This is a genomic window from Winogradskyella vincentii (genome assembly GCF_020166345.1).
GTDB classification, from domain to species: Bacteria; Bacteroidota; Bacteroidia; order Flavobacteriales; family Flavobacteriaceae; genus Winogradskyella; species Winogradskyella vincentii.
The window spans coordinates 41,622-56,557 of the sequence record NZ_JAIUJS010000002.1; the positions used below are offsets into that span (position 1 = coordinate 41,622).

The window sequence follows — 14,936 nt, forward strand, 5'->3', positions numbered from 1 at the left end:
TAATTGGTAATATAAAATTAAAAAGCCTTTTCAGTGAAAAGGCTTTTTTTATACGTACTCATTTAGTTTTTCATAAATAAGATGAGATTCCCAACCGCGATATAAAAGGTAATCAGCCACTTTTTTTCGTTTCTTGTACTTATTGGTTTCCTTTACTTGGGCAACTCTCTTAATTACAAGTTCATCTAAAGTTTTTAGGTATTCTGTTTCACCAATTTGATTAATTGCTTTAGTAATACTATAGTTTGAAATATCTCTAAATTTCAATTCCCGCTTTAGTCTATTTTTACCCCATTTTTTAATCCTGAATTTCCCTCTAACAAAGGTCATTGCAAACCGTTCTTCATTTAAATAATTGTGCTCTATTAAATGAACCATAATTGTATCTATTACTTGAGGTATCATGTTCATTGACATCAATTTAGCCCTAACCTCTTTATGGCAACGTTCTTGATATGCGCAAAAAATCTCCATTTTTTTTTGCGCTTCGTCGACCGTATATGTTTTTTGTAGATTCAAACCTTAAAAATAAGCCATTTTTACAATTTAATTCGCATATTTACAATGGTATATAAAATACAATAGTACCCAAATTTAAATATCACCCTCATGATAAATAACTACCTATCCCTCGTTTTCTCCTTTATTCTATTTGGAATTTCTTTTGGGCAAGTTAAAATTGCTGAAGTCAATTTTGAAGTCCCTGGAGGTTATACAACAAGTATTCCTGAGTTCACAAATGGAACAAATGATTGTTTTATTAGAACTGACGGTTCTGATATTACCACCGAAGTTTTCACCAACATTCAAGGCAGTTATTATTTTACAGCTGAAGACATAGATAGTGGAAACACGATTCCACTGCCTGTTACTTTAAATTTGGATAATATTGATATAGCAGGCTATGAAAATTTGGAGTTTCGAGTTTACTTGGCCGAAGATGACGATGGCGCTGTTAATCAGGACTGGGATAATTTTGATTATGTTCATTTCAAGTTTGATATCGATAATTCTGGAACATTAACAAATTTATTATGGATAGAGAACGATGGAAGTACTTTTAACTCTCCACCATTTTTAGATACAGATTTTGATGGTACAGGTGATGGGGCTGAAATAACGGATGCTTTTACGCAATTCACTGAAACTATAGCTGGCACGGGATCACTAATAGATATAGAAATTGAATTTAGTCTAGACGCAGGAGATGAAGATATTGCAATAGATAATATTGAAATTTGGGGAACCTTTTCAGCATGTTCCTCTACAACAACATGGACCAATACGGGTTGGGATAATGGCGCACCAGATATTAATACTTCGGTTATCTTAGATTTTGATTATAACACCACAGCGTACGGCAACATTACAGCTTGTGATTTAACTATCAATGCAGGAAGTACTTTAAGAATAACTGATAATTCATTTATCAATATCAAAAATGAAATTATTACAAATGGAGATATAATCCTTGAGTCTCAAGGTGCAATAGTTCAAAAAAATGATGCTAGTGTAAATACTACCGCTGGCTCAGTAACTGTTCAAAAAGAAACTTCAATTTTAAATGGTTCATTAGATTATACCTATTGGAGTTCGCCAGTAACAGGGGAAACCATTGAGAATGCTTTTGCCATCGTACCTGCAAATAGACGTTATTATTTTGATGCAAATAACTTTGTTGATTTGCAAGCAGAAGTCGGTAATACAGGTGTATATAATCCAGGCCAAGATGATATAGATGATGATGCTAATGCATGGCAACTTGCAACAGGTGTAATGACTCCAGGAGTTGGTTATGCTGCAACTCCAAGTACCTTTGGTCCTTTTCCTGCTGCTCAACAATTTACTTTTGTTGGCCCACTAAATAATGGCATTTACCAACCTGCTATAGTAAATAACTCTGGCGGTGCATATAATGACTGGAATTTTATTGGTAATCCTTATCCGAGCGCTGTTGATGCAAGTAAATTCTTTAGTACCAACGCAGGTATTGTTGATGCTGTTTATCTATGGAGTCAGGCAACTCCATTGAATGCAAATGCCCAAGGAAATGAAGGGTTCAACTTTTCTACGGCGGACTATGCTGTACTCTCAGCAAGTGGAGTTAATACAGCAGGCGGTTCTGGTGTAATACCTGATAACTTTATTCCTTCTGGTCAAGGTTTCTTTGTTGAGGCATTAGGTGGCGCAAATGTTACATTCAATAATTCAATGCGAGATACTGGTAATAATACTCAGTTTTTTAGAAATACTAATCCAAGTTCAGGGTCTGGAAGTAGAAATGTATTATGGTTAGACTTAACTTCTGACAATGGCGTTTATAATCAAATTGCAATGGCGCATTTGGTTGGAGCAACAGATGGGAACGATGGTACTTTTTATGATGTAAAACGAAATGGATCATCTCAAAGTTACGCACGTTTATATTCAACAATTGAAAATAGCGATGACGAATTTGTAATTCAAGGTAGAAGTAATTTAAGTCTAGACATAAATGAGATAATTAATCTTGGATTTAATACAATTATCGAATCTCCTACAATATTCACTATTTCGATTGCACAATTTGAAGGCGACTTTTATACAGACAATGATATTTATTTAAGAGATAACTTATTAAATACAATTCACAACCTAAAAGAATCAGATTACACTTTCACATCAGAAATTGGTGCCTTTAATGAAAGATTTAATATTGTTTTCAATGCTCAAGTATTGTCAATAGACGAAAACAATATAAATGAAAGCCAACTTTCGATATCAGAATTATCAAATGGTGAAGTTAAATTCACAGTCAATTCAAACCACTATATCACCAATGTGCAAATTATTGATCTAGTTGGTAGAACCATTTATAATCTAAAAGGTGAAGACTCAACCGAGATTTATAACTTAGATAATTTGAATAAATCTGCTTATATAGCCAGAGTAACACTATCTAATGGACAAACCATTTCCAAAAAAGCTATAAAACGTTTATAAAATAAACAACAATGAAAGAAAAGCCTAGTTTTTATGAATTAGGCTTTTTTTTATAGCATATATCTCAAGGCTAGAATGAGGTTTCTACCAGGTGCAGAAATACCTGAGGAATATGGTCGGTAAAGTTGGTCAGTTACATTTTCAAGACTTGCTGTGAGACTTAAATTGTTATTCCATTGATATTGCGCTCTAAGATTAATTGTATGCCAAGATGGCGAATAAGGATTACCATTCTCATCAATAGCATATAAGTATGCTTTAGAGTATTCTGAAGGTGCTAATTGATCAAAAGATAAAGAACCATTATAGACTAGAAATCCATCGAGTAAAAAGTTATTTTTCTTCCATATTAAATGTGTCCTTCCAAAAATAGGAGCGACGTGTCTAACAGGAACTTCAATTCCATCATTATATTCCGTACCGCCAATAACATTATATTGAGACCTTAATTTCAAATTTTCAGAGAAATTTATATCTATTCCAGCCTCAAAACCATAAATCCATGCTTTTGACGCATTTTGAATGGCCTGTACATTACTTAATTCACCATCATAAATAATTTCTGTCTCACCGTTTATATCATAATCTCTCCGAATTAAAGCATTATCTAAAAATGTATAATAAGTAGCTAAATCCAGCACTATCTTATTCTTGAAGTTTAGTTTCAATCCAAGCTCACCACCATATGCATATTCTGATTTTAAATCATTATTTGGTACTACAACAGATCCTGGTTCTGAATCAAAAACTTTACCTATATCATCAATATTGGGAGCTCTAAAAGCAGTAGAAGCATTTAATTTCCACTGAATCACGTTATTTGGAGACCAAGTAATTCCAGCCGTCCCAGTAAGTGCACCAGTATTTATTTCTGTATTATCAAATGGTAAATTTAAAAATTCATTATTCTCAGTAAAATCTGCTTTTGCGATAACCTGATTAAATCTCAAACCTGTTTGGAACACGAATTTTTTATTAGGCTTATATTTTAAACTCGCATAGCTTGCAATGGATTGCCAAGTTGAACCGTCTGGATAACGTGTGACATTTCTAACACTCGCATCAGTTTCAATATTCTCTTCTTTACCATTTGATCCTACTTTATTGAATAGGTATTCAAGTCCATAAAAGAAAGAGGTCTTTGGGCTAAGTGATTTTTCTAAATCAAGGTTAAATGAAAATGCATTAACGTTCTCTTTTCTTATTTCTCTGAGAGGAGATTGAAAATCTCTAACTTTTCGGCTCTCCTTGAAATTTTGATAGGCCAATGTCGATTGTATTTTGTCATACAAGTTAGATCTGCTACTTGTTTTGGTAACTTGAAAATTGGTCATAAACCATTGCTGAGGACCATAATCCCACTCCGCTGATTTTAACCCATCTTCATCTGGCCTCAATAATCGATCATACCTTGGATAATCTGAAGTTGTTGTAAAATAAAGGCCAAAATCAAAATTTAAATTATCAGACGGTTCATAACGAACTTTCTGCATTAAATTTATCTGATTGTATCCTGTAGGTAATTGTACTTGAGGGTCTGGATTGTTCATTAAAACATCTTCACCATTTTGTCTAACAACATATTGATTTCGTAAGTACTCATTTGGTCCATGACTTCCCATTCTTAGGTCATCAAAGTTCGTGTAACTAACATTTGTTAAAAATGCCCATTTTTTATACCCTAAATTAAAATCAAAATGACCGGTTTTTTCCTCATTTGCACTTGCGTACCTGATAAGAGCACTACCATTAAGGTATATTTCGTCCTTATATGATAATTGTGGTTTTTTAGTATAAAAACTCATCACGCCACCAATTGCATCACTACCATAAACAACAGATCCGGCTCCCAAGGTGACTTCTGTATTTTTTATGGATAATGGATCAATGGAGATTACATTTTGAATGTTACCTCCCCTGAATATTGCATTATTCATTCTAACACCATCTACGGTTATTAGTAAACGGTTTGTAGAAAATCCTCTTATCATAGGACTCCCTCCACCCATTTGGCTTTTCTGTACAAAAATATTACCAGTGTTTTCTAATAAGTCCGCACTTGTTTGTGGGTTAACAAATGCTACTTCTTCAGCACCTATACTTACAATAGTTTGTGGAATGTCTCTTTTTTCTTGCTCAAATTTTGTAGCCGAAATAACAATTTGATTTAAATCTTCAACCTTTGGTATTATATAGACAATATTGTTGTTGTTTAATATTTCTGATTTTCTAATTTGTAATTTCTCATACAGAAAATTTTGAAAAAATATTAATTCATTAATTTCAAATATATCAATAGACACTTTACCGTTTAAATCTGTAACAAGTGATTTGGTTTTCTTGAGATTATAAAGAGCTATTCCAGGTACAGGCTCATTAGACGATTTTTCTAAAACCGTAATTGTTTGAGCACATATTGGTTTAAGAAATAAAACCAGTATAAGGGTGTAAATAAAATTGTATTTCAATTTTAGAGGCATCAGCATTAAATCTTTTCAAAAATTGGCTTAATGAAATACGTCGTTAAGCACCTGCAATGACTTAGGTTTTTTAAAACCTTCCAAATGTAATTCAAAATAATGCAATAACATATTTAAAAACTCACGTCTTTGCTTTGCGTTAATTTTGACCAAATAAAGAGCATCAAAATTTATGCCCAACATATGTTTGAGAAGCAATAAATTTTCGCCAGAAATTGAGTGTTTTCCTTTATTATCGGATTCAAAAACACCAGATTCTAAGTTGAAAAATGGATGTTTTTGGTGAGTTTTTTCAGGATAAAAACCTAAATATTTTGTTAGGTTAAGTAAAAACAACAAATGAAAATTTGAAAAATTATCTTCTGCATCCAAATACTGAAATGCAATTGAGATATAATTATATAAATCTTTGTTTGGCTCTTCCTCTTTTAGAACCGTTGATAAAATCTCTGCAAGAAATAATACAATTGAGCCTTTGTAGATGTTGGTGTGTAAGGATTTATAAACATGACTAAATTTAACTTCCTTAATAAATTGTAAAGACTGATTAGGCCTATAATTTTCCTCAATTTGAAGTAATGATAAAGGTTGAAAATAAATAGTTTTCGATTGACTTTTTTTGGACTTAAGAATTCCTTTAAGCATGTAACTTGTTATGCCATGCTCCTCTGTATAACACTTAACAATGAGATCATAATCACGATATTTTAATTTTGAAAGTACTATACAATTATTTGATCTAAGCATTTTATCTAACAATAAGAACCTTAAGAACTTTAGTCTCGAAGGAGTCTAAATCTGAAATCATAATTAAATAAACACCTGTTCTAACAATAGAATTCGCAAGATTTTTACCATTCCATATAGCAGTTCCTCCATCAATTGCAAAATTGTAATTCGCCTGTGATGATCTTAAATTTACATTTGATTGAGCCTCGGCAACTAAATTACCTTCTACGTCGGTAATTTTAATATTTACACGCTCGGTAAGGCCCGTAATTTTGATGCCTTTATTAATATCATTAAGGTCACTAGACCCAAGTATGTCGTATTCTGGTCTTACCGGATTTGGATAAACATACGCCTCCTCCAAATCTTCCTTGGTAGAAGAACCTCCAGAAGTAAAAGCTACTAAACCTCTATTAGTAGCAAAATATACAATCCCGTTATTTGGATCAATTGATATATCATTAATTGTATTGGAAGGCAAAGGAGAATTATTAATAGTAAAATGATAAATTGTATTCTGACCATCTGGTGAAAAATAGAAAACACCTGAATCTGCTGTACCCACCCACTTATTGTTAGAACCATCCACTTTTATATCTGTTATACCTTGATTAGCTAATAATTCTTTAGGTATACCCTCCTCAAGAATAATTATGGAACGTAATGTAGGATTGGGATCATCATAAAACCCAAATGTGTTAAATAATACTCTTAATCCTTTGGTTGTTCCTAACCATAACTGATTTCTATTATCCAAAGCTAATGCAGTAAACCTTGTAAATGGCAACACATTTTGAGATTCAGAATTTAAATTTCTCAATGGATTGTTACCAATACTTTCGTTATATGCTAACAATCCATTATTATATGATCCTATCCACTTGGTTCCATTGTTATCAATTTCCATGTCAAAAAATCCTACTTCACCAGATAATGGATCATCAATTAAGTCAGAAAAACTATAGCCTTGCCAATTTCCCGAAATTGGGTCAAAAGATTTTAATGCACGATCTACTCTACTAGTTAATGACCAAAGTAAACCATTTGTGTCAAATTCAGTCGCAGATACCCTTATATCACTTGCATTTGGATTATTAGGCACTACAATTGTTTCTAAACCACTATTAGTTTCATCTAGTAATTCAGTTGGAGAAAAATCATTTAGTTCTAATATACCATCTACATAAGAACTGATGAAAACTTGGCTTGGATTAAAAATATTCGGTGTGATTTCATTTAATTCTCTCGTCCCGAGGACACTGTCAAAAGGAATATTATACCATTCATCTTCATATAAGTAACTAATTCCTTTGGATGTTAAAGGAAAGGGATTCAATGCTTCTGTGTATTCCCCATATGTGGCCCAAACAGATTCAGAGGTTGCGTCCAGTCTGAAAATGTTATTCTCAATGGGTCCATTGGGCAATAATTGCAAATAGTCAATTCCATCCGAAATTTCACTACTTATAACTCCGAAATCATTAGTTCCAATATAAATTCTATTATCTAAATATGTCGCCGACGAAAAAACTGACATGTATTCCGTAGATGCTTGAAAAATGTTTACTAGTTGTATGTTTACGTCATATAGGAGTACTTCGTCATTCGCAGTAAATACAATATTATTACCAGAAACCTTGCTGTCTTTTGGTAATGTGTCAAATTGAAATAATTCGATAAATCCATTGATATCAATCTCAAATAATGACCTATTCAAACGAGTTGCATATACTTTTTCGTTCAGAGTATTAACAGTTCTAAAGTTTCCCCCTAAAACTGTTTCCCATTGCTGAAAATCAATTAGGTTTGGATTATCCAAGGCTGCTCGCTTTAATCCAGTCCCATCTAAACATGCGACGTAAACAAAATTATCCAAAACCGAAACTTGATTAACTCTTATCTGTGAACCTCCATTCCCAATAAAATAAGTGTCACCAAATTCTAATCTTTCTAAATCATAAACCGAAACACCAAAATTGGTCGAAATATAAATAAAGCCGTCATGCTCATAGAAGTGATTTATTTGCTTTTTGTCAGGAGTAATATTTTCTTTATCTAATATATCCACTATGGACAAAACTGACTGATCCAATGTTGAATATAATTCAATCAAACCTGTTTCATAGCCAATCAATAAATAATTAAAATCTCTGCTGAAGTAAATTGTGGTTATTTCTCTACCTGATAATCCTTCGACAGTTGTAATGGTTGAGAGTTCATTTGTTAGGGGTTCAAAGCTGAAAACAGCATTTTCAGCAGCAGCATATATGGTATTATTCCCAGTTACAACATCAACAATGTTGTTATATGAATAGTGAGATTCCCAAAGTGCTGAAAATTCTTGAGCGAAGCCATAGTGACAAAAGAAAACAACTATAGCAAATAACTTTATCGCAATTCTACTCATCAATTCTTTCATTTGTTCAAATATATTTATTACAAACGTAATATTTAAGTTTATAATATGAATAGAACCGAAAAAAGCCTCTAAAATTTGTTAGAGGCTTTTGATCAAATTATTTTTCTTTTTACTATATCACACCCTGTGCTAACATTGCGTCAGCAACTTTTACAAAGCCAGCAATATTTGCACCCTTTATGTAGTCAATAGAACCATCTTCATTCTTTCCGTATTTAACACAAGAATCATGGATATCCTCCATAATATCTTTTAATCTTGCGTCAACTTCTTTTCTTGTCCAACTCAAACGAAGTGAGTTTTGGCTCATCTCCAATCCAGACGTCGCAACGCCACCAGCATTTGATGCTTTACCTGGTGCAAATAATATTTTTGCATTTTGAAATTCATGTATTGCTTCAGGAGTTGAAGGCATGTTTGCACCTTCAGAAACACATATACAACCATTATCAACCAATTGTTTAGCTTCTTCTCCGTTTAATTCGTTTTGTGTAGCACATGGTAAAGCAATATCACATTTGACAGACCAAGGTCTTTTACCTGCAAAATACTTTGCATTTGGATATTTATCTACATATTCACTAATTCTTCCTCGTTTTTCATTCTTAAGATGCATTACAAACTTAAGTTTATCTGTGTCAATCCCATCTTCATCATGAATATAACCACCTGAGTCAGAAAAAGTTAAAACTTTAGCACCGAGTTCAATTGCTTTTTCAGCAGCAAACTGAGCCACATTTCCAGAGCCGGAAATCACTACATTTTTTCCTTTAAATGAATCGCTCTGTGTACTAAGCATACTTTCTGCAAAATAAACGGTACCGTATCCTGTTGCTTCAGGTCTGATTAGAGACCCTCCCCAAGATTGTCCTTTACCAGTTAAAACACCAGTAAATGTATTGTTCAATTTTTTGTACATACCAAACATAAAACCAATTTCTCTCGCACCAACGCCAATATCACCTGCTGGTACGTCTGTATTATGTCCGATATGTCTATATAATTCAGTCATAAATGCATGGCAAAAACGCATTATCTCGTTATCAGATTTTCCCTTTGGATCAAAATCTGAACCACCTTTACCACCACCCATTGGCAGTGTTGTTAAACTATTTTTAAATACCTGCTCAAAAGCCAAAAACTTTAAAATACTAGCATTCACGGTAGGATGAAATCTCAATCCACCTTTGTAAGGACCAATAGCAGAATTCATCTGGATTCTATAACCTCTATTTACTTGAATTTCACCAGAATCATCAACCCAACTCACTCTAAAAGATATCAACCTTTCTGGTTCAACCATTCTTAAGAGAATGTTCTTTCCGTGATAAATATCGTGCTTAACGATATATGGAATTACAGTTTCTGCTACCTCTTGAACAGCTTGTAAAAACTCTGGTTCATGGCCATTGCGTTCCTTAACAAGGTCCATGAAAGCATCTATTTTATTTTTCATATAAAATATTGTTAATAAATTGTGATTTACAGGCTACAAATATACATTATCTTTAAAAAATGGCCTATATTTTTTTGATATTCTCAATTATAATTGAAATATTTACAATGTCAATGAATTCTGCAAAAACAGAATAATCTTGCATTTTGTCCGTTTTATTTTGTAGTTAATCGAGTTTTTATATATTTGTTCGGCAGGTGCCTCAACTTTTAAAACCATTATGGCTAAAGACTTAAGAAAACTTACACTACTGATTGTAATGATGCTATCGATACAATCGATATATTCCCAATTAGGCTTTTCGCATGAGATTGGCGCTTTTGTTGGTCCTGTTGCGTTCCAATCGGATTTTGGTGTTAGAAGTGATTTTGAGACAAATTCTGGAAATACAGGTATTGCTGTAGGAATTGTACATTATATTAATTTCTCCTATAGGGCAGATTGTAACTGTTATTCTACTGATACATTTTTTAATGACCATTTTAAACTAAGAACTGAAATTGCATGGAATAAAACCAAATTAGAACATTTTGGTAAGTGGGTTGATGATGATAGAACAACCCCAGAAGCAGATCAATTGAGGGCCCACACTGGTGAAGCTCAAAATTGGGATATAGGTATGCAGTTAGAATTTTTTCCAAAAAGTATACGAGCTTTCTCCGCTGGTGCATACTCATTTGCACCATTTGCGGCTTTGGGTGCGCATTTTGTTTCGTTTAATCCAACTGTTGAAACATCTTATGGCTTGCCAGGAGGTATTAATAATCTTGACAACTTTTATAATCCTTGGAATGCTAATTCTGGTGGAGACCCATTCATAAGTGATGAAGGCGGTTCTACATGGTCAGTTGTTGCAAGTGCAGGAACTAGATATAAGTTAACTGTATTATCAGACCTTTTTGTAGAATTGAGATGGCAATATTATTTTGATGATTTTATTGATGGTCTAGACCATAAATTGGATTCTAATAAAGCTAATGACTGGAATTTATGGTTCAACTTTGGCTATATCTATTATTTAGACTAAAAAAGATTTATAAAAAAAGCCCAAGTTAAAAATTACTTGGGTTTTTTTATTTCTAATAATTCCAGCATTATCCAATTGCTTGTTTTAAATCATTTATTAAATCTTCTTCATCCTCAATCCCAACACTTAGTCTAATTAAAGAGTCTACCACACCTGTCTTTTCGCGTTCTTCCTTTGGGATACTCGCATGTGTCATACTTGCAGGATGACCAGCCAATGATTCTACTCCTCCAAGTGATTCAGCCAAAGTAAATACCTTAAGTTTTTCTACTATTTTAATAGCTTCTTCAAAGTTATTGCCCTTAGTGGTGAATGAAACCATCCCACCAAAATCACTCATTTGTGACTTGGCAATATTATGATTTGGGTGATTTTCGAAACCAGGCCAATATACTTTTTCAATTTTTGGATGATTATTCAAATATTCTGCTACTGCTATTCCGTTTTCGCAGTGTCGTTGCATTCTTATGTGTAAAGTTTTTATACCCCTTAACACCAAGAACGAATCTTGTGGCCCACATACCGCACCGCTTGCATTTTGAATAAAATATAATTTCTCAGCTAACTTTTCATCTTTAACAACCAATGCGCCCATTACCACATCGCTATGTCCGCCAAGATATTTTGTGGCAGAATGCATTACAATATCTGCACCTAGATCTAATGGTCGTTGTAAATAGGGTGTTGCAAATGTGTTGTCCACTGCTAGTAATACATTGTGTTTTTTCGAAATTTTAGAAGTAGCAACGATATCTATAACATTCATCATTGGGTTGGTTGGTGTTTCTACCCAGATTAATTTGGTATTGTCATTTACGTAATCTTCGATTTTATTAGCATTTTCCATTCCAATGAAATGAAATTTTATACCAAAGTCTTCATAAATTTTAGTAAATAATCTATAGGTTCCTCCGTATAAATCATTGGTAGATATAACTTCATCTCCAGGTTGTAATAATTTTATAACAGCATCTATTGCAGCTAAACCAGAACCAAAGGCCAATCCGTATTTGCCATTCTCTATACTTGCAAAGGAGTTTTCTAATGCATTTCTGGTTGGGTTATGTGTTCTAGAATATTCGTATCCCTTATGACCACCTGGTGTCGATTGTGCATAAGTTGAAGTCTGATAAATTGGAGGCATTACAGAACCATATGCTGGATCATGCTCTTGACCTCCATGTATAGTTTTAGTATTAAATTTCATTTAAATTTTTATTTAGATTTCCTTAGACGCAACCAAGGACTTTACTTAACATTATTCTGTCTTAAAAGCACAACAAATTTACTCCATAATTCGTTCTATTCAAATCAATACAATACCTTTATTAAGTGTTTAACAAATTCGTGTAATCTTGAAAACAATTACAGCTTTCATTTTTTTGTTCGCATTAGCTATCGGCTGTGAACCTGAAATTAAACCAGCTACGTTTAAAATCATCAGCGCTGAAAATGATTATGATGCAGATATTTCTCTAAACTATGAGAAGGCTAACGGTAGTAGTGAATTGGCTAAGACTATAAATTCAAATATTGAAAGCTTAATTATTAAATCGTTGAATCCTGAAACAAAATTTGAAAATTTAAACTCTGTTTTAAATGAATTTAATGAAGAGTATTTAGCATTTAAGTCTCAATTTCCTGATGAATCTGATCCTAAATGGGAACTTTACGTCGAGACAGAAAGGACTTATCAATCTGATGAAATTATATCTATTGCAATTAACACCTATGAGTTTAAGGGTGGAGCACATGGAAATGATAAAATCAAATTTTTAAACCTAAATGCTAAAACGGGTGGCATAATCGAAAATGCCAATTTGATTAATGATACAATCACATTAAAAAAAATAGCGAAAACATACTTTATTGAAGATTTAAAATCTCAAGAAGAAAATTTAAATATAGAAGACTACTTCTATGGTAAATCCTTTCAACTTCCTGAAAATATTGGATATAGTGAAGAAGGTTTAATTATGCTATATAACACTTATGAAATAGCGAGTTATGCTCAAGGTTACACCGAGTTTGTAATTCCGTTTGAAGATGTTAATTCAATAATTAACTTTAACTAACTTCTTTATTTCTTGTCAATCTTTTAATTATTGGTTCTACAGTTAATCCTTGACCAACAATTGAAACAACTACAACTATATATGTTATGACTAGGAATAATTCCCTGTGCATTTCAGTTGTTAAACTTAGGGCTAATGCAATTGAGATACCGCCTCTTAATCCTCCCCAGGTCATAATTAGATTTGTTTTGGGTACAAAATCTAAACGTTTTGCAAAAAACTTAACAGGTAACCAAAGTGATATATAACGGCATAACAAAATAATTGGTATTGCTAATAACCCAGCATAGATATAATTACCCTCTAAGGTTAAAACTAGCATTTCCATTCCAATCATTACAAATAAAATTGTATTTAAAAGTACATCTATCAATTCCCAGAATTTATCGACATAGGCTTCTGTAGTCTCTGACATCGCAGTGCTTCTTATTGTGTCATTACCAACAATTAAACCTGCCGTTACCATCGCCAATGGTGCTGATAAATGAAATCTATGAGCTAACATTGTTCCTCCCATCACGGCCGAAATAGTTAGAATTACCTCAACCTCATAATTATCTATAGATTTCATTAATTTATAAGTAATCCATCCTAAAAACAAACCTAGGCCAATTCCACCAATAACTTCTTGCCCAAAAAGTGTAGCTATATCAGAAAATTCAATTTTTGCATTTGGTTTAGCGGCAATGGCAAAAATGGTAAGAAAGACCACTACACCAACCCCATCATTAAATAAGGACTCTCCAACAATCTTGGTTTCAAGTTTCTTTGGCGCTCCTGCTTTTTTCAATATACCCAAAACAGCAATTGGATCAGTAGGAGATATTAATGCACCAAATAATAGGCAATAGATAAATGATACATCTATACCAATCCAGCCTAGAACGTAAAACATAATTGTACCTACTAATACTGTTGAAACCATTACACCTAGTGTAGCAAATGCTAAAATTGGCCCACGTTGCACCTTCAATTGATCAAAATTTGTGTGAAGCGCACCTGCAAAAAGCAGGAAACTTAACATAATGTCAAGCAGTACAGTCTCAAAATCAATACTATTAATAAATGCTTTTTCTCTTAATAACAAAGTATCGTCAAATTGACCTATTATTACTAGAACAACTGTAAACACAATTGTTATAAGCATTAATCCAATTGTAATTGGTAATTTTATAAACCTCACATTTATATAACCGAAAATAGCAGATATAACAATTAAGATTGTTGCTATTGAGTAATATTCCATAGTATTAGATTGATTTTCTAAGTGCTAAAATATAACCTAAATGAATACCTTCATGAAAATTATTAAACTCAATTGCTTCCTCAACGTTACTAATTGTATTTTTTGTTGTTACCGTGTATTGATTATAAGTTTGAAATAATTTTGAGTCATAATCATCTTTAGTTTTTTCAATGGTTGAAAACAAAAGGTTACCTATTGCATCTACTTCAGCCTGATTCAAATCACGCAAAGGCTTAGTCCCTTTTCTATAAGAATCAATCATTTCTTTAGAAACAATTGTGGGTAAACCAGATAAATTGTATACCAATAATTGTTGTGTAACTACTACATGAGCAATATTCCAAATGATATTATTATTAAAACCATCTGGCACCTTGTTTAATTCTGATAATGACAAATTTTCAATAAAACTGTTTAAAAATTTTCTAGTTTTTATAGTAATGTCAAAAGCCCAATCCATAGAATTATATTTTTCTTAAATGTAATTATTTTTAATATGAAATACGGTTACTTTGCATTGCT

The 14,936-nt window shown here is 32.7% G+C and carries 11 protein-coding genes; 3 read left to right on the top strand and 8 right to left on the bottom strand.

Going from position 1 to position 14,936, the window contains the following annotated elements:
• Positions 1-48: 48 nt before the first annotated feature.
• Positions 49-474: a regulatory protein RecX gene (locus LBV24_RS03370; RefSeq protein WP_224477186.1), complete on the bottom strand. Its 426-nt coding sequence runs from the start codon at positions 472-474 to the stop codon at positions 49-51.
• A 135-nt stretch (positions 475-609) separates the two neighbouring features.
• On the opposite strand from LBV24_RS03370, the gene LBV24_RS03375 reads away from it, so the two are divergent.
• A complete protein-coding gene (locus LBV24_RS03375; protein ID WP_224477187.1) occupies positions 610-2,982 on the top strand; it encodes a T9SS type A sorting domain-containing protein in 2,373 nt (790 codons plus the stop codon).
• 50 nt (positions 2,983-3,032) lie between these two features.
• On the opposite strand, the gene LBV24_RS03380 is transcribed toward LBV24_RS03375, so the two are convergent.
• The 4 genes from LBV24_RS03380 to gdhA all read right to left on the bottom strand — a co-directional run bounded on the left by LBV24_RS03380 (position 3,033) and on the right by gdhA (position 10,066).
• On the bottom strand, positions 3,033-5,462 hold the full coding sequence (locus LBV24_RS03380) for a TonB-dependent receptor plug domain-containing protein (RefSeq protein WP_394371111.1): 2,430 nt from the start codon (positions 5,460-5,462) through the stop codon (positions 3,033-3,035).
• Between the two features lie 27 nt (positions 5,463-5,489).
• Positions 5,490-6,209, bottom strand: a complete 720-nt coding sequence (gene recO / locus LBV24_RS03385) for a DNA repair protein RecO (RefSeq protein WP_224477189.1) — start codon at positions 6,207-6,209, stop codon at positions 5,490-5,492.
• Position 6,210: 1 nt separating this feature from the next.
• On the bottom strand, positions 6,211-8,598 hold the full coding sequence (porZ, locus tag LBV24_RS03390) for a type IX secretion system anionic LPS delivery protein PorZ (protein ID WP_224477190.1): 2,388 nt from the start codon (positions 8,596-8,598) through the stop codon (positions 6,211-6,213).
• Positions 8,599-8,722: 124 nt separating this feature from the next.
• Complete coding sequence (gdhA, locus tag LBV24_RS03395) at positions 8,723-10,066, bottom strand: NADP-specific glutamate dehydrogenase (RefSeq protein ID WP_224477191.1); 1,344 nt, start codon at positions 10,064-10,066, stop codon at positions 8,723-8,725.
• A gap of 220 nt (positions 10,067-10,286) precedes the next feature.
• Between gdhA and LBV24_RS03400 the strand changes: the two genes are divergently transcribed.
• Entirely contained in the window at positions 10,287-11,093 is an 807-nt protein-coding gene (locus LBV24_RS03400) for a THC0290_0291 family protein (protein WP_224477192.1), read from the top strand.
• A 67-nt stretch (positions 11,094-11,160) separates the two neighbouring features.
• Here the strand turns inward: LBV24_RS03400 and LBV24_RS03405 are convergent, their stop codons facing one another.
• The gene (locus tag LBV24_RS03405; protein WP_224477193.1) at positions 11,161-12,300 is read right to left on the bottom strand and encodes a cystathionine gamma-synthase; all 1,140 of its coding nucleotides are present in this window, start codon (positions 12,298-12,300) and stop codon (positions 11,161-11,163) included.
• A 148-nt stretch (positions 12,301-12,448) separates the two neighbouring features.
• On the opposite strand from LBV24_RS03405, the gene LBV24_RS03410 reads away from it, so the two are divergent.
• The gene (locus LBV24_RS03410; RefSeq protein ID WP_224477194.1) at positions 12,449-13,168 is read left to right on the top strand and encodes a DUF3298 and DUF4163 domain-containing protein; all 720 of its coding nucleotides are present in this window, start codon (positions 12,449-12,451) and stop codon (positions 13,166-13,168) included.
• Here the strand turns inward: LBV24_RS03410 and LBV24_RS03415 are convergent.
• Both LBV24_RS03415 and LBV24_RS03420 read right to left on the bottom strand, forming a co-directional pair.
• On the bottom strand, positions 13,161-14,414 hold the full coding sequence (locus LBV24_RS03415) for a cation:proton antiporter (RefSeq protein ID WP_224477195.1): 1,254 nt from the start codon (positions 14,412-14,414) through the stop codon (positions 13,161-13,163). The two genes, LBV24_RS03410 and LBV24_RS03415, sit on opposite strands and share 8 nt — an antisense overlap.
• Positions 14,415-14,418: 4 nt before the next feature.
• Positions 14,419-14,874, bottom strand: a complete 456-nt coding sequence (locus tag LBV24_RS03420; RefSeq protein WP_224477196.1) for a DinB family protein — start codon at positions 14,872-14,874, stop codon at positions 14,419-14,421.
• Between the last annotated feature and the right edge of the window lie 62 nt (positions 14,875-14,936).

What these genes read in the sequence shown, in the direction of transcription:
- LBV24_RS03400 (WP_224477192.1), top strand. Translation starts at nt 10,287, where the DNA reads ATGGCTAAAGACTTAAGAAAACTTACACTACTGATTGTAATGATGCTA.
- LBV24_RS03375 (WP_224477187.1), top strand. Translation starts at nt 610, where the DNA reads ATGATAAATAACTACCTATCCCTCGTTTTCTCCTTTATTCTATTTGGA.
- LBV24_RS03405 (WP_224477193.1), bottom strand. Translation starts at nt 12,300, where the DNA reads ATGAAATTTAATACTAAAACTATACATGGAGGTCAAGAGCATGATCCA.
- LBV24_RS03370 (WP_224477186.1), bottom strand. Translation starts at nt 474, where the DNA reads ATGGAGATTTTTTGCGCATATCAAGAACGTTGCCATAAAGAGGTTAGG.
- LBV24_RS03380 (WP_394371111.1), bottom strand. Translation starts at nt 5,462, where the DNA reads ATGCCTCTAAAATTGAAATACAATTTTATTTACACCCTTATACTGGTT.
- LBV24_RS03420 (WP_224477196.1), bottom strand. Translation starts at nt 14,874, where the DNA reads ATGGATTGGGCTTTTGACATTACTATAAAAACTAGAAAATTTTTAAAC.
- porZ (WP_224477190.1), bottom strand. Translation starts at nt 8,598, where the DNA reads ATGAGTAGAATTGCGATAAAGTTATTTGCTATAGTTGTTTTCTTTTGT.
- recO (WP_224477189.1), bottom strand. Translation starts at nt 6,209, where the DNA reads ATGCTTAGATCAAATAATTGTATAGTACTTTCAAAATTAAAATATCGT.
- LBV24_RS03415 (WP_224477195.1), bottom strand. Translation starts at nt 14,414, where the DNA reads ATGGAATATTACTCAATAGCAACAATCTTAATTGTTATATCTGCTATT.
- gdhA (WP_224477191.1), bottom strand. Translation starts at nt 10,066, where the DNA reads ATGAAAAATAAAATAGATGCTTTCATGGACCTTGTTAAGGAACGCAAT.